The sequence below is a fragment of the Micromonospora sp. C81 genome (assembly GCF_018070425.1).
GTDB classification, from domain to species: domain Bacteria; phylum Actinomycetota; class Actinomycetes; order Mycobacteriales; family Micromonosporaceae; genus Micromonospora; species Micromonospora zamorensis.
This window is the reverse complement of sequence record NZ_JAGPXS010000003.1, coordinates 369,655-384,800: the sequence shown is the minus strand read 5'-3', so window position 1 is coordinate 384,800 and position 15,146 is coordinate 369,655. Positions and strand designations below refer to the sequence as shown.

17 protein-coding genes are annotated in these 15,146 nt (G+C 71.4%); 4 read left to right on the top strand and 13 right to left on the bottom strand.

The window, feature by feature from the left end; translation table 11 throughout:
- Positions 1–76: 76 nt before the first annotated feature.
- From KBX46_RS07985 to KBX46_RS07945, 9 genes are all read right to left on the bottom strand, one after another.
- Positions 77–682 (bottom strand): DUF4178 domain-containing protein, encoded by a 606-nt coding sequence (locus KBX46_RS07985; protein ID WP_088950914.1) that lies wholly within the window; start codon positions 680–682, stop codon positions 77–79.
- Positions 683–824: 142 nt separating this feature from the next.
- Entirely contained in the window at positions 825–1,205 is a 381-nt protein-coding gene (locus tag KBX46_RS07980) for a hypothetical protein (RefSeq protein WP_088950913.1), read from the bottom strand.
- A gap of 112 nt (positions 1,206–1,317) precedes the next feature.
- Positions 1,318–2,910, bottom strand: a complete 1,593-nt coding sequence (locus KBX46_RS07975; RefSeq protein WP_141912099.1) for a polyamine aminopropyltransferase — start codon at positions 2,908–2,910, stop codon at positions 1,318–1,320.
- A gap of 52 nt (positions 2,911–2,962) precedes the next feature.
- On the bottom strand, positions 2,963–3,385 hold the full coding sequence (locus KBX46_RS07970) for a DUF350 domain-containing protein (RefSeq protein WP_088950911.1): 423 nt from the start codon (positions 3,383–3,385) through the stop codon (positions 2,963–2,965).
- A 34-nt stretch (positions 3,386–3,419) separates the two neighbouring features.
- Complete coding sequence (locus tag KBX46_RS07965) at positions 3,420–3,845, bottom strand: DUF4247 domain-containing protein (RefSeq protein ID WP_088950910.1); 426 nt, start codon at positions 3,843–3,845, stop codon at positions 3,420–3,422.
- Positions 3,842–4,354, bottom strand: a complete 513-nt coding sequence (locus KBX46_RS07960) for a DUF2617 family protein (RefSeq protein WP_210791938.1) — start codon at positions 4,352–4,354, stop codon at positions 3,842–3,844. The genes KBX46_RS07965 and KBX46_RS07960 overlap by 4 nt, the downstream gene beginning before the upstream one ends.
- 1 nt (position 4,355) lies before the next feature.
- Positions 4,356–4,982: a DUF4178 domain-containing protein gene (locus KBX46_RS07955; RefSeq protein WP_210791936.1), complete on the bottom strand. Its 627-nt coding sequence runs from the start codon at positions 4,980–4,982 to the stop codon at positions 4,356–4,358.
- A gap of 178 nt (positions 4,983–5,160) precedes the next feature.
- The gene (gene clpB, locus KBX46_RS07950; protein ID WP_141912094.1) at positions 5,161–7,752 is read right to left on the bottom strand and encodes an ATP-dependent chaperone ClpB; all 2,592 of its coding nucleotides are present in this window, start codon (positions 7,750–7,752) and stop codon (positions 5,161–5,163) included.
- 85 nt (positions 7,753–7,837) lie between these two features.
- Positions 7,838–8,482 (bottom strand): TetR/AcrR family transcriptional regulator, encoded by a 645-nt coding sequence (locus KBX46_RS07945; RefSeq protein ID WP_210791934.1) that lies wholly within the window; start codon positions 8,480–8,482, stop codon positions 7,838–7,840.
- A gap of 84 nt (positions 8,483–8,566) precedes the next feature.
- Here KBX46_RS07945 and KBX46_RS07940 point away from each other — a divergent pair, with 84 nt between their 5' ends.
- The 4 genes from KBX46_RS07940 (at position 8,567) to KBX46_RS07925 (ending at position 12,143) form a co-directional block, all read left to right on the top strand.
- Complete coding sequence (locus KBX46_RS07940) at positions 8,567–9,703, top strand: epoxide hydrolase family protein (RefSeq protein ID WP_210791932.1); 1,137 nt, start codon at positions 8,567–8,569, stop codon at positions 9,701–9,703.
- Between the two features lie 153 nt (positions 9,704–9,856).
- A complete protein-coding gene (locus KBX46_RS07935) occupies positions 9,857–10,357 on the top strand; it encodes a cation:proton antiporter regulatory subunit (protein WP_030332098.1) in 501 nt (166 codons plus the stop codon).
- A gap of 5 nt (positions 10,358–10,362) precedes the next feature.
- The gene (locus tag KBX46_RS07930) at positions 10,363–11,568 is read left to right on the top strand and encodes a cation:proton antiporter (protein WP_099849638.1); all 1,206 of its coding nucleotides are present in this window, start codon (positions 10,363–10,365) and stop codon (positions 11,566–11,568) included.
- A gap of 143 nt (positions 11,569–11,711) precedes the next feature.
- Complete coding sequence (locus tag KBX46_RS07925) at positions 11,712–12,143, top strand: hypothetical protein (protein ID WP_088950904.1); 432 nt, start codon at positions 11,712–11,714, stop codon at positions 12,141–12,143.
- A gap of 184 nt (positions 12,144–12,327) precedes the next feature.
- Here the strand turns inward: KBX46_RS07925 and KBX46_RS07920 are convergent, their stop codons facing one another.
- From KBX46_RS07920 to grpE, 4 genes are all read right to left on the bottom strand, one after another.
- Entirely contained in the window at positions 12,328–12,522 is a 195-nt protein-coding gene (locus tag KBX46_RS07920) for a hypothetical protein (protein WP_088950903.1), read from the bottom strand.
- Between the two features lie 135 nt (positions 12,523–12,657).
- Complete coding sequence (locus KBX46_RS07915; RefSeq protein WP_088952117.1) at positions 12,658–13,098, bottom strand: heat shock protein transcriptional repressor HspR; 441 nt, start codon at positions 13,096–13,098, stop codon at positions 12,658–12,660.
- Positions 13,099–13,128: 30 nt separating this feature from the next.
- Positions 13,129–14,310, bottom strand: coding sequence for a molecular chaperone DnaJ (gene dnaJ / locus KBX46_RS07910; RefSeq protein ID WP_210791930.1), 1,182 nt, complete (start codon positions 14,308–14,310; stop codon positions 13,129–13,131).
- Between the two features lie 45 nt (positions 14,311–14,355).
- Positions 14,356–15,114, bottom strand: a complete 759-nt coding sequence (gene grpE / locus KBX46_RS07905) for a nucleotide exchange factor GrpE (RefSeq protein ID WP_088950901.1) — start codon at positions 15,112–15,114, stop codon at positions 14,356–14,358.
- Positions 15,115–15,146: the final 32 nt, after the last annotated feature.

Genomic DNA, 15,146 nt, shown 5'->3' with positions numbered 1-15,146 from the left:
GATCGCGCCCACACCGTATCGACAACAAGCCAGTTCGGCATGCCGTGTCGACCCCGCGCGTCCCGCCCGGTTCGGCTCAGTGCTCCTCGGACGTGGGATGGATCGTCAGGTCGGCGGGGTCGAGCAGGTCACCTCGGGCGACCCGCCAACCCTCTTCGCCGTACGCCTCGAAGGAGAGCCGCGCGGCGCCACCCGACTGGTAGTCGTGGTAGCGCATCGTCCCGGCCGACGGCAGCCCGGTCTCCGCGGTGGCGGTGTAGCGGGCCTGCCCTGTCTCGGCCCACGTGTAGCGCCGGCCGCCGAGGTCGATGGTCGGGGCCCCCGGGGTGACTGTCGCGCCCGGCTCGGCCGTCCAGAGCACCAGCTCCAGTTCCGGGCCGTCCTCCACGGAGAGCCGGTGCCGGGTGCCGGAGTCGTCGTCGAGCAGGTGCTGCACCCAGCTCCAGTCCCCCTCGACCAGGCGGACCGTGCCACTCACCACGTACTCCCGGTCCTGGATCCGCACCCGGTCGCCCAGGGTCAGGCGGAGCGGGCCGTCGTCCGGCGTCCCCGCCGCACGGCCGGGTGGCAGCGTGCCGTCGGGCCGGGCCGCGGCTCGCAGCCGGGCCCGCACGATGATCACAACCACGACCGCCACGAGTACGGCAAGGGCCACCACCAGGTACACCGCTGACCCGCTCACCCGACCACCTCCCCAGGTACGTCGGCGCAGACGGTAACAACCGCAGGCACGATCCGGACCCGTACCGTGACGGACAGCTCAGCTACCGACGGCACCCGTGGTGTCGCCCGGTGTGCACCCTCGCGCGTTGATGGCGGATGACTCACGCCGCAGCGAGGCGCTGGGTGGCGTAGTTCCCGATGGTTTCGCGGTCCATCACGCAGCCGACGAAGGTGGTGAACTCGCTCGGGTCGTCGCGCAGCGACGTCCAGGCCGCTCGGGCCGCCGCCGGGTCGATCCGCTCCAGCAGCGTCGCCGCGTACGCCCGGCCGGCGGGTGTGCCGTCGGCGAGCACGCGGTCGAGCTGCCGGCGTACCTCCTCGGGGTGGTCGTCGATGGCGGCCTCGACCCGTTGGTACGCCTCGGTCACCGGCAACAGCTTGCCCGCGATTCCCACCCCACCGAAGGCGAGCGTGTCAGCCGCCACCAACTCGTCGACGGCCGCGCCCAATTCGCGCTCCCAAGCCTTGCGCATCCCAAACATGCCTCCACCCTTTCCCCGTTCGCACCCACTCCACCCCGTTAGCCAAGAGGTTTGCGCCATGAGCGGACTCTCTCCTGACACAGCCACCGTGTTCAGGCGCCAGATGATGGGGTCAGTAGCCGCGCCACTCCGTGCGGGCGTAGTCGAGGACCCTCGGTTGGAGGAGGGTGCTGGGGGGCACGTTCAGGCGAGCGCGGTCGGCGGGAAAGACCGCCGCCGCCCGCAGCACGCCCGGGTCGAGGAAACGCAGCCGGAGCGCGTCGGCCGGCAGTTCCAGCACCGGCGGGACGGTTCCCGCCGTGGCCAGCAGGAACCCCCAGTCGCCGAAGGACGGCACGTCGACGTGGTACGGCACGGTGGCGAAGCCGGCTTCCCGCACCGACGCATCGATCGACCAGTATGAGCGGGGCGCGAAGTATGGCGAGCCGGACTGCACCACCAGCCGTCCCTGCTCGGCGAGCACCGACCTGATCAACGCGTAGAACTCGACGGTGTAGAGCTTGGCGGTGGCCGTCTCGTCCGGGTCGGGCAGGTCGGCGACCACCACGTCGAAGCGCTCGGCGGCGGTACGCAGCCAGCCGAACGCGTCAGTGTTCAGCACCCGTACGCGGGGGTCGTCGAGCGAGCCGCCGTTGAGCGCCCGCAGCTGCGGCACGGTGCTGGCCAGGGCCACCACCGCCGGGTCGAGGTCGACCACTGTCACCCGGCGGACGTCCGGGTACCGCAGGATCTCCCGGACGGCGAGGCCGTCGCCAGCACCGAGAACCAGGACGTCACCGCGCGGGCCGCGCATCGCCGGATGCACCAGCGCCTCGTGGTAGCGGTACTCGTCGACCGAGCTGAACTGGAGATCACCGTTGAGGAACAACCGCAGGTCGGTGTCGGCGTGGCCAACCTCCCGCACCGACCGGGTCAGCACGATCTCCTGGTAACGGGAGCGTTCGGCGTACACCACGGGGTCCCGGTAGAGCTGCTGCCGGGCGGTCACCTCGAAGTCGGCGGCGGTCACCCAGGCGTACCCCAGGCAGAGCGCGACCACGACAGAGCCGGCGCCGAGGACGAGCCGGGCCCGGCGGCTCAGCTCCCTCCGGAACACCGTGCAGACCAGGGCGAGGCCGGCCACCGCGTTCACCGCGCCGACCACCAGGGCACCCTTGAGCTGGCCGAAGACGGGGATCAACAGGAACGGGAAGGCGAGCCCGCCGAGCAGCGCGCCGACGTAGTCGGCGGCGAACAGGTCGGCCACCGCACTGCCGGCGGCCTGCTCGCGGATGCGCTGCAGCATCACCATCAGCAGTGGAATCTCCGCGCCGATCAGCAGGCCCAGCACGAAGGCGGTGCCGACCAGCGCCGGGCCGTACAGGTCGAGCCAGGCGAAGGCGGCGTAGAGGCCGAGCACGGACAGACCACCGAGCAGGGCCAGGGTCAGTTCGATCACCGCGAACGCGGCGGCGGCCCGGGGCTGCAACGGCTTCGCGACCAGCGCGCCGACCCCCATCGCGAAGACCATCACGCCGAGCACGATCGACGCCTGCCCGACGGTGTCGCCGATCAGGTAGCTGCCGAGCGCGACCAGGGCCAGCTCGTAGACCAGCCCGCAGGCGGCGCAGACGAAGACCGCGAGCAGCACCGCCGCGCGGGCCAGCCGCCAGTGCGGCCGGGCCTCGGTGCCGCTGTCGACCACCGGCGGTGCCCCGGTGCTCATGACCGCCCCGGGTACGGCCGGCCGGCACCGACCGGTCGCGGACCCCCGGCCATCAGAGGATCGCGGCGGCGATGATCGCGCCGGTGGCCAGGTGCACCACGGCCGACACCCACACGGCGGGGTGCGGCTCCGGGTCGACCAGCAGCTCGCCGAGCCGGCCGGGGGTCACCGCGTCGAGCAGCAGGAACGCGGCGGCCATGATGACCAGGCCGACGATCCCGTACGCCGCCGCGCCGACCAGCCCCAGGGCGAAGTCGTCGTCGCTGGCGACGATCGCCGCGACCACGATGGTGCCGACGCCGAGCAGGTTGGATGCGAGCAGCAGCGCCGCGTTGCGGTTGCGCTCGGTCCAGATCAGTTCGTGGAGCTTGCCAGGGGTGGTCAGGTCGACCAGCGCGTAGCCGACGCCCATGAGGACGACGCCGACCGCGCCGAAGGCGAGGGTGGCCAGCAGATCGGTGACGAGGTTCTGCACGGAAGGGCTCCAGGTGAAGGGGTCGGGTGTCGGGCTACTTGCCGGTGCCGGGGCCGCCGCCCCGAACGCTGCTGCCGCGTCCCCAGCCCCAGTACGACCCGACGGTCGAGTGGTAGCGGGGGTGAGCGGTGTCCATGTCCTCGAGCAGGATCACCGAGCCGGCGGCGATCGGCAGGATCACCACCGAGTCGTCGTCGTAGCGCAGGTAGACGCCGCTGCTGTCGGCGTACCGGTCGGACGGCTTCCACGCGTCGGTCAGTTCCTTGGCGACAGTGGTCGGTGACTTGGAGGAGGTGTACGCGGTTGCTTGCCGGCCGATGTCCCGGCTGGCCGCTCGCGAATACCTGTCCTGCACGTAGGCGCGCGGGGAGAAGGTGCCGTTGACGAGCGCGAAGGCCGCGACCAGCACGCCGACCACGGCCACCGCCGCGCCCACCACGAACCAGCGTCGGTACGTCATCGCAGTGCCACCACCGTCTCGGTCAGGACCAGCTCATTGGTCTGGGGGTACGCGTGCCAGGTACGCCAGCCGACCGACCCGTGCGGCAGGTCGGTGCGTACGGCCAGCGCGGTGACCGCGTCCGGGTCACCGGGAAAGACTCCGACCAGGGCGTACGGGTCGCCGGCCAGGTCGGCGCGGAGCCCGGCGATCCGGGTGTGCAACTCGCCGTCGGCGGGGCGCAGCACGCTGGCGGTGAAGCGGTAGCCGCCCGCCTCGTCATGCAGGGCGCCGGGCAGGTGCGGCGGCCGACCAGGCAGGCAGGCGACCGTCTCGGTGAGCCCGGCCGCACCACCGGGTTCGGCCAGTACGACCTGGTGGGACGCGCCGAGCAGGCGCAGCCGCAGCCGGACCTCCCCGGGCAGCGTGAGGTCGTGGACGTGCAACGCAGGCCGCTCCGGCCCACCGAGTGCCAGGCTCAAGTCGGCGGCGCAGGTGTCGACGTACGGGGTGTGGAGGCTCACCAACACGTCAGCTGGCCTCCGGTCCGGCCTGCGGGTACACCATCACGTCGGCGCGGTGCAACTGCTCGCCCCGGGCGACCTCCCAGCCGGCCTGGCCGTACGCCTCGAAGGAAAGCCGTTCGCCGCCCTGGGCCCGGTAGTCGTGGTATCGAAGGGTGCCACTGGGGTCGAGGCCGGTGCTGCCGGTGGCCGTGAAGCGGGCCTGACCGGACTCCTCCGAGGCATAGCGGCGGCCGGCAAAGTCGAGGGTGGATGCACCCGGGGTGATCGTGGCGGCCGGCTCGGCGGTCCAGAGCACCAGCTCCAGGTCCGGGTCCTCCTCCACGGAGAGCCAGCGCTTGTCGCCCTCGACGGTGTCCAGCAGGTGCTCGGCCCAGCCCCAGCCGCCCTCATTCAGATGCACCGAGCCCCGGACCGCGTACGACACCCGGCGAATCTCGACGATGTCGCCGGGCTTGAGCCTGCGCGGGTCGCCGCGGAGCGCGTCGCTGTCGGTGTCCCGGAACGGGTCGGCGGGTGCCGCCGGCCGGGCGGCCTTACGGCCCTTGCGTACCGCCACCACCGCCACCACGACCCCGGCGACTCCGATCAGACACCCCAGCGTCGTTACCAGGTACGCCACAGGACCATTCATGCCGACCACCTCCCCAAGTGCGTCGGCGGGAACGGTAACAACCCCGCGCACCTGGGGAAACAAATCATTCTCTGGTGATGCGGCAGCTACGCAGCGTCCCGGTGGAGTGTCGGTGGGGGCGGAGAACGTGTCGGGCCGACCCCGCCTGCGGAGGCGGGATCGGCCCGGGTGCGACGGATCAGGCGGCGGTTACGGAGAGGGTGTTGGTTTCGGTGGCGCGGTCCACCTTCACCGTTTCGCCGTCGCGGATCTGGCCGGACAGGAGCGCCTTGGCAAGCTGGTCGCCGATTGCCGTCTGGATCAGGCGACGCAGCGGGCGAGCGCCGTAGATCGGGTCGTAGCCGTGCTCGGCGAGCCAGTCCCGAGCGGCATCGGTGATCTCCAGGCCGAGCCTGCGGTCGGCCAACCGCCGCCGCATCCGGTCCAACTGGATGTCGACGATCGAACGCAGATCGTCACCCAGCAGCGAGGCGAAGACCACGATGTCGTCCAGCCGGTTGAGGAACTCCGGCTTGAAGTGCGACCGCACCACGGCGAGGACACCCTCCCGGCGCTGCTCCTCGGCCAGGGTCAGGTCGCTGATCACCGACGACCCGAGGTTGGACGTGAGGACCAGGATGGCGTTGCGGAAGTCCACAGTGCGGCCCTGGCCATCGGTGAGCCGACCGTCGTCGAGCACCTGGAGCAGCACGTCGAAGACGTCCGGGTGGGCCTTCTCCACCTCGTCCAGCAGGATCACCGAGTACGGCCTGCGGCGCACCGCCTCGGTGAGCTGGCCGCCCTCGGTGTAACCGACGTAGCCGGGCGGGGCGCCCACCAGGCGGGCGACCGAGTGCTTCTCGCCGTACTCGCTCATGTCGATGCGGACCATCGCCCGCTCGTCGTCGAAGAGGAACTCGGCGAGGGCCTTGGCCAGCTCCGTCTTGCCGACACCCGTGGGGCCGAGGAAGAGGAAGCTGCCGGTCGGGCGATCCGGGTCGGCGATTCCGGCCCGAGCACGGCGTACCGCGTCGGAGACCGCGCCGACCGCCTCGGCCTGGCCGACCACCCGGCCGCCCAGTGACTCCTCCATCCGCAGCAGCTTGGCCGTCTCGCCTTCGAGCAGGCGGCCGGCGGGGATGCCGGTCCAGGAGGCGACCACCGCGGCGATGTCGTCCGCGCCGACCTCCTCCTTGAGCATGGCGCCGTCGGCCTGGAGCTGGGCCAGCTCCTCCGCGGCCTGCTTCAGCTCGACCTTGAGGGCGGGGATGCGGCCGTAGCGCAGCTCGGCGGCGCGCTCCAGCTCGCCGTCGCGCTCGGCCCGCTCGGCCTCACCGCCGAGGCGCTCCAGCTCCTCCTTCGCCGTGGAGAGCTTGGTGATGTGGCTCTTCTCCGTCTGCCAGCGCTCGGAGAGCACAGTGAGCTGCTCGCGCTTGTCGGCCAGCTCCTTGCGCAGCCTCTCCAGCCGCTCGGCGGAGGCGGCGTCCGGCTCCTTGGCCAGCGCCATCTCCTCGATCTCCAACCGGCGGACCGCCCGCTCGATCTCGTCCACCTCGACCGGCCGGGAGTCGATCTCCATCCGGAGCCGGGACGCGGACTCGTCGACCAGGTCGATCGCCTTGTCCGGCAGGAACCGGTCGGTGATGTAGCGGTCCGACAGTGTCGCGGCGGCGACCAGCGCGGCGTCGGTGATCCGTACGCCGTGGTGCACCTCGTAGCGCTCCTTGAGCCCTCGCAGGATGCCGATGGTGTCCTCGATCGTCGGCTCACCGACCAGCACCGGCTGGAAACGGCGCTCCAGAGCCGGGTCCTTCTCGACGTGCTCGCGGTACTCGTCCAGCGTGGTGGCGCCCACCATCCGCAGCTCACCACGGGCCAGCATCGGCTTGAGCATGTTGCCGGCGTCCATCGAGCCCTCGCCCTTGCCGGCGCCGACGACGGTGTGCAGCTCGTCGAGGAAGGTGATGACCTGCCCGTTGGAGTTCTTGATCTCCTCCAGGACGGACTTGAGCCGTTCCTCGAACTGCCCCCGGTACTGCGCACCGGCGACCATCGCGCCAAGGTCGAGCGAGATCAGCTTCTTGTCGCGCAGCGACTCGGGCACGTCACCGGTGACGATCCGCTGGGCCAGCCCCTCGACGATCGCGGTCTTGCCGACGCCGGGCTCACCGATCAGCACCGGGTTGTTCTTCGTACGCCGGGAGAGCACCTGGATGACCCGGCGGATCTCGGAGTCACGGCCGATGACCGGGTCGATCTTGCCGTCCCGGGCGCTGGCGGTGAGGTCGACGCCGTACTTGGTCAGGGCCTGATAGGTCTGCTCCGGGTCGGCGGTGGTGACCCGTCGGTCGCCACCCCGCACGGTCGGGAAGGCCGCGACCAGGGCGTCCTCGGTGGCACCGGCCGTCTTCAGCGCACCGGACACCGCGCCACCCACCCGGGCCAGGCCGGCGAGCAGGTGCTCGGTGGAGGTGTACTCGTCGCCCAACGGTCGGGCGATCTGCTCGGCGGCGCCGATGGCGTTGACGAACTCCCGAGCCAGGGTCGGCTCGGCGATGCTGGAGCCGCGGGCGGCGGGAAGGCCGTCGACCGCGCGCTGGGCGGCCCGGCGCAGCTCGGTCGGGTCGGCCCCGACGGCGCGCAGCAGACCGGTGGCGGTCGAGCCGTCGGTGTCCAGCAGTGCCAGCAGCAGGTGCCAGGGCTCCACTGTGGCGTGACCACGCTGGTTGGCCAGCGCGACGGCGCCCGTGATGGTTTCGCGGCTCTTGGTGGTGAGTTTTTCGGTGTTCATGGGCTCCCCCGGATCGGCGTTGTCCACTGAGTTGGACACAACCAGAGTTGAGCGTATTCCACTCAACCTTAGCGCGTGATGCCCATCACTCCCGGCGACGCCACCGCCAGTCGAACTCTCCAGCGGCGGGCGCCGGGCCGGGCAGCGGGTCCGTGGCCGGCCCGGTCGACAGGCCCGCCAGCAGCACCGCGAGCTGGCGTCGGCGCAACTGCCCGGTGCGCTCCGAATCGGGTACGCGCACCGCGGCGCACGCCTCCAGCAGCAACCCCAGATCCTGCACGACCGCGTCCGGCCGCAGCCGACCGCTGGCGCGGGCCCGCTCGAACAGGGCGGTGGCCAACTCGTTGGCGCGCATCGCGTCCCGACCCATCTCCTCGGTCGGAGTGAACATGCCCGCCAGGTGGACGGTGAGCGAGTGCACGTCGGCGTTGACCACCTGGGTCAGGAAGGCGCTGAACGCGGTCCAGTCGTCCGGCTCGGCGAGGGCCGCCTCGGCCGCGGCGACGTACCGGCGCAACCCGTCATGGCAGAGCTGGCGCAGTAGGTCCTCCTTGCCCGCGTACCTGCGGTAGAGGGCACTGATGCCGACCCCCGCGCGTTCGGCGACGGCGGCGATCGGCGCCTTCGGGTCGTCCAGGAAGACCGCGCGGGCGGCTTCGAGGATGACCTCGTCGTTGCGGGCGGCCTGGGCGCGGCGGCCGGCCAGCGTCTTTCCGGGGGGATTCGGCATGACCTCAGACTACCAGTGGAACGGATCATTCCGGTCTGCTACTCTGATTGCAGAACGAAACATTCCGTTCCGAAGGAGCTTCAGATGACCGGCACCGCGATCCGCCCGTACCGCGTCGAGATCCCGCAGACCGCCCTCGACGACCTGGCCGACCGGCTGGGCCGCACCATCTGGCCCGCCGACCTGCCCGGCACCGGCGACGCGTACGGGATGAGCAGCGACCGGGTCCGCGCCCTCGCCGACCGGTGGCGGGACGGCTTCGACTGGCGCGCCGTCGAGGCCCACCTGAACGCCCACCCGCAGTTCGTCACCGAGATCGACGGCGAGCAGATCCACTTCCTGCACGTCCGGTCGACCCGGCCGGACGCCACCCCGCTGGTGCTCACCCACGGCTGGCCAGGCTCGGTGCTGGAATACCTCGACGTGATCGCCCCGCTCACCGAGCCGACCGACCCGGACGCGCCGGCCTTCCACGTGGTCATCCCGTCGCTGCCCGGCTTCGGCTTCTCCGGCCCGACCCGCAGCGCCGGGTGGAACCGGCACCGCACGGCCCGCGCCTGGGCCGAGCTGATGAACCGCCTGGGGTACGCCAGCTACGGCGCGGTCGGCAACGACGCCGGTTCGATGGTCGCGCCGGAGCTGGGCCGGATCGACCGGGACCACGTGCTCGGCGTCCACGTCACCCAGCTCTTCTCGTTCCCCTCCGGCGACCCGGCCGAGTTCGCCGGGCTGTCCGAGGCGGATCAGGCGGCGCTCCAGCACCTCCAGTGGTTCTACGAGAACAAGTTCTCCTTCAACCAGGTGCACAGCCAGCAGCCACAGACCCTGGCGTTCGCGCTGGCCGACTCGCCGGTCGGGCTGCTCGCCTGGAACGCGCAACTCTTCGACGAGAGCCTGGACGCGGACTTCATCCTGGCCAACGTGGCGCTCTACTGGTTCACCGGCACGGCCGCGTCGGCGATCCGGTTCTACTGGGAGGACGCGCACGCCGAGGAGCCACCGACCGGGCCGACCACCGCGCCGACCGCGCTGGCCATGTTCCCCGGCGACTTCCAGTCCATCCGCCGCTTCGCCGATCGGGACCACGCGAACATCGTCCGGTGGACCGCGTACGACAACGACGTCGACGGCCGCGGTGACGTCGGCGGTCACTACGCCGCCCACCAGGCCCCCGAGGTTCTGGTCGCCGACATCCGCGAGTTCTTCGCCAGCCTCCGCTGACCACGACGAGCCCGGTGCCCGCGCCCGCTCCACCGGGGGCGGGCACCGCCGCGTCCCGCCCCGCCCTCGGCCCTGCTGGACGTGTCGGGCCTGGTCGGAGGGCCGAGGGCTTCCAAGATCTGCGTTCTGTTCACGAAGCGGTAGCCTTGGTGGGTGCGAGTACGTGTCGAGCAGACCGCCTTACCCGGGATCGGGGTACGCCACGATCTGGTGACGGAGTCAGGACGCCGTTTGGGCGTCGTCTCCCACCGCAATGGCCGCCGTGATCTCGTTCTCTACGACCCCGACGATCCCGATGCCTGCCAGTCGGACATTCCGCTGACCGACGACGAGGCTGAGGCCCTGGCCGACATCCTCGGCGCGTCGCTGATGCTCGGCCAGCTTTCCGGGCTGCGTGAGCAGGCAGCAGGTCTGCTCACCGAGCAGATCGCCATCACGGCCGGGTCGCCGTACGTCAACCGGAAGCTCGGCGACACCAAGGCGCGTACCCGCACGAGCGCCTCCATCGTGGCGGTGCTTCGCGAAGGCGAAGTCATCGTCTCGCCACTTCCCTCCTTCCGCTTCGCGGCCGGCGACGTGGTGGTCGTTGTCGGGACCCGACGGGGTCTCGACGGCGTGTCCGCCATCCTCGCCGACAGTGACCCGGACGGCTGAGGCGGATGCACGATTCCACCACTCTGCTCGTCGAAGTCGGCGCGCTGCTGCTGCTGCTTGGCGTCCTCGGTCGGCTCAGCCGCCGGGTAGGCCTGTCCCCCATCCCTCTCTACCTGTTCGCCGGGCTGGCGTTCGGGCACGGCGGGCTGCTTCCGCTCGCCGCCAGCGAGGAGTTCTTCGCGGTCGGCGCCGAGATCGGCGTCATCCTGCTGCTGGTGATGCTCGGCCTGGAATATTCGGCCAACGAGCTGGTCGGCAACCTCCGATCGGCGGCCCCCGCCGGGCTGATAGACGGCGTCTTCAACGCGCTGCCCGGCGCGGCGTTCGCCCTGCTGCTCGGTTGGGACTGGGTGGCCGCCCTGGTGCTCGGTGGCATCACCTGGGTCTCCTCCTCCGGCGTGATCGCCAAGGTCCTCGCCGACCTGGGACGACTCGGTAACCGGGAAACCCCAGTGATCCTCTCGGTCCTGGTGATCGAGGACCTGGCGATGGCGCTCTACCTGCCGCTGGTCACCGCCGTACTGGCGGGCACCGGTCTGCTCGGCGGTGGCATCGCACTCGCCGTCGCGGTGGGCACGGTGCTGCTGGTGCTGGTGGTCGCCATCCGGTACGGCCACCTCATCTCGTCCGCCCTGTCCGCGAAGGACCCGGAGGCGCTGCTGCTCGGCGTACTCGGTCTGACCCTGCTGATCGCCGGGCTTGCGGCGAAGCTGCAGGTGTCGGCGGCGGTCGGCGCGTTCCTCGTCGGCATCGCGCTCTCCGGACCGGTGGCGCACCACGCGACCGAGTTGCTCTCCCCCCTGCGGGACCTGTTCGCCGCTGTGTTCTTCGTCTTCTTCGGCCTGGTCACCGACCCACGGGACATCCCGCCGGTGCTGTTGCCGGCGCTCGCGTTGGCCGTGGTCACCATGGCGACGAAGACGCTCACCGGCTACCTCGCGGCGCGTCGGGTGGGCATCGCGGAACCCGGCCGATGGCGGGCCGGCCTCGCACTCGTACCCCGAGGTGAGTTCTCCATCGTCATTGCCGGGCTCGCGGTGGCAGCCGGGAGCGTCGAGCCGCAGTTGGCGGCGCTGGCCGCGACGTACGTCCTGATCACCGTGGTGACCGGGCCGATCCTCGCCCGGCTGCCGGACTTCCCGTGGTTCAAGCGGTGGCTGCGCACCCGCGCGGCGGCCCAGCGGGCGGCGCCGGTCCCGATCCACGATTAACCGCGCAGCCCCGACCCCAACGGTTGCTGAATTGCTCCCCACGGGGACTACCGCAGCACTCGACGGCAGGTTACCGTTTCGCCCCAGCAGCCAGGGTCCGCAGGCAGTGCAGCCAAACGCGGGCGAGAGCGGAAGGTTGGCCGGTGAGCGTGCAGGAATCGACGTTCCACGGCTTCGCCAACCCCGTCGACCCGAGTCCGGCGGAGTTGCGAGCTTGGGCGTACCAGCCTGATTCTGTGCCGTTGGCTTCGATGCCGCCCGACTGGGACCTGCTGGTCTCCGGCGATCGGCTGGTGTTGACGCTCTTCGAGCTTGCGATGGACCCATCCTGCCCGGCGCGGCGGTTCGCGTTGCACTGCCTCTACATCTACGCGGCCGACGGCATCCGGACGAACTTCCGCGCCCACCCGAAGCGTCGCTTCCGCAAGCTCGTCGAACAGGCCGAGCGTGAGGGCGACGAGCTGATGAAGATCTGGGCGCACAACGGCCGGGTGCTGCTGGCCCGACCGGATCTCTTCGTCTACCGGGACTGGTGCGAGGGCGGCCTGGTCCGCGAGAACCGCCGCCTCGGCTGAGGTCGGTTCAGTAACGGCGAACGGGCCGGGACCCCCGCCCTGGCGTCACCGCGTCCCGGCCCGCATTCAGCGACGCGAACGGGCCGGGACCCCCGCCCTGGCGTCACCGCGTCCCGGCCCGCACTCAATGACGGCGAACGGGCCGGGACCCCCCGTGGGTCCCGGCCCGCACGTCGGTCACCGGTCAGTCCTGCTGCCGTTCCGTCTCGGCTCGGTCCTTCTCGCCGCCGTGGTCGTCCCGGCCGGCGAACCGCCCTCCGACGACCCGGTCCCGGTACGTTCCCTCGGTCACCTTGTCGAACTTCTTGCGGACGGTCTCGGCCAGTTCTTCCAACCGGTCCTCCGCCTGCTGGGCAACCTTCTTCGCCGGCTCCGCCATCGCTCCCCCTCGCCATGCCGGTAGGTCCGTATTAAGCCGATTGGACCGTATCGACAGGCTAACCGAAGCGGCCCGGACCGCGCCGGGAAATCCGGTACGGTCCGGGCCGAAAGACAGCGCCGGGTGAGCGGTTGGTCAGCGATCGGGCATGCGGCGGGGTCGCCAGACGACCAGCGCGGTGGACGTGCGGTTGGTCGGCACCAGGTCCCGACCCGGGAAGCGGGCCAGCGACTCCAGCTCGGCCACGCGGCGGTACGCGGCGTCCAGCTCCGCCTCCAGCCGGGCCACCCGCTGCTGCGCCTGCTCCAGCAGCCGCTCCAGCCCGATGATCCGCTTGACGCCGGCCAGGTTGATCCCGTCGTCCTGACTGAGCCGCTGGACCTCGCGCAGCAGCACCACGTCGCGCACGCTGTACCGACGTCCGCCACCAGCGGCCCGGCCGGGCTGCACCAGCCCCAGCCGGTCGTACTGGCGCAGGGTCTGTGGGTGCATCCCCGCCATCCGGGCTGCAACCGAGATCATCAGAACCTTGGCCTCGTAGGCAGGGTCACCCGAACCGAGGAACTCGCCCGACATGCCGCTCACCTCCGCGTCCACTCCATCGGACTAACTGACCCGACGCACCCGAGCGTCGAGATGTTCCCGGGCCGCCGGCGGGCTCTGCTCGGCGAACGCCTCCAGTGCCGTGCGCGCCTCGTCCGACAGTCGGGCCGGGACCACCACGTCCAACGTGACCAGCAGGTCGCCGGCCTGCCCGTCGCGGCGGACCACACCCTTGCCGCGGGCCCGCAGCACCCGCCCGCTCGGCGTCCCCGGCGGAACCCGCAGGGTCACCGCGCCGTCGAGCGTGGGCACCCGCAGGTCCGTGCCGAGCACGGCCTCCGCGAAGGTGACCGGCACGGACAGCGTCAGGTCGTCGCCGGTACGCCCGAACAGATCGTCCGGCCGAACCTTGACCTGCACGAAGAGGTCACCAGCGGGCCCGCCGCGCTCGCCTGCCTCACCGCGCCCGGCGAGCCGGATGCGCTGACCGTCGGCCACCCCGGCCGGGAACCGCACGTTCATGGTGCGGGTCTTGGTGACCCCGCCGCTGCCGTGGCACTCCGGGCACTTCTCCTCGACCACGGTGCCGACGCCCTGGCAGTTGCGGCACGGCTCGGAGAAGCTGAACGCACCCTGGTCGCGGGTGGTCACCCCAGCGCCGTGGCAGACCGTGCAGGTACGCGGCTGGGTGCCGGGCTTGGCCCCGTTGCCGTGGCAGGTCTCGCAGACTCCGGGGGCGCGCAGCGTCAGGGGCAGCGTCACCCCGCGTACGGCGTCACCGAAGTCCAGTGCCACCTCGGTCTCGACGTCCCGACCACGGGCCGGACCGCGCGGCGCGGCCTGCCCACCGGCCTGGCCACCGGTGAAGATCGAACTGAACAGGTCCTGGAAGCCGGCTCCGCCGAAGCGACGGTCGCCGCCTCCACCGCCGCCGAACATGTCGGAGACGTCGAACGGCATGCCGCCCGGCTGGCCTCCGCCCCGGGCGCTGCGCCGGAACGCCCCCGAGCCGAACAGCGAGCGCATCTCGTCGTACTCGCGACGGCGACCCGTGTCCGACAGGACGTTGTAGGCCTCGGACGCGGCCTTGAACCGCTCCTCGGCCTTCGGGTCGCCCGGGTTGTGGTCCGGGTGCGACTCCCGGGCCACCTTGCGGTACGCCTTCTTGATGTCATCCGCGGAGGCGGCCTTGTCCACGCCGAGCACGGCGTAGAAGTCCTTCTCGATCCAGTCCTTCGAACTCACCGGTCCACCCCCTCTCGACCCTCGCGGCCCGGTCACTGTCTCGCACTATTCCGGATCCGCGACCGCGACCAGCGCGGGGCGCAGCAGCCGCTCACCGAGCTGGTAGCCGCGCCGCATGACCTGGACGCAGGTCGGCTCGCTGACGTCGGCCGAGGTCTGGTGCGCGACCGCCTCGTGCCGGGTCGGGTCGAACGGGTCGCCCTGCTCGCCGAAGGCGTTCAGGCCGAACTTGCCCAACGCGGTGGTGAGCTGTTCCGCCACCGTGCCGAACGGCCCGACCAGGTCGCCGTGTTCCCGGGCCCGGTCCAGGTCGTCCAGGATCGGCAACAGCGCGGCCAGAACCGAGCCGGTCGCCTGCTCCTGCACCAGGCTGCGGTCCCGGTCGACCCGCTTGCGGTAGTTGGCGTACTCCGCCGACACCCGCTGCAGATCCCTGGTGCGCTCGTCCAGCTCGGCTCGGAGCGCCTCCAGCTCGGCGCCGAGCGAGGTGCCCGTGCCGCCGCCGTCGACCGGCTGCGCCGGGGCGTCCACCACCGCCGGGCCGGATGGTTCCGGACCGTCGGTGGCGTTGACCTCGACCTCGATCTCGTCGACCACCACCTCGGCGTCCTCGACCAGGCCCTCGGCCGGTACGCCGGTCTCGGCGTCGGCCGCGGTGCCCTCAGGCTCCGACGTGTCGATGAGCTTGCGGTTGTTGCGGATGACGACCCGCTCCTTGTCGCCGGTGGTCGGCTCCGTGGGCGCGGAGCCACCCGGCGTCGACCCGGTGTCGGCCGGGTCGGCGGCTCGTGGCTTCTGCGTCATGCGGCTACCTCATCCCCTTCGCCGTGGATACG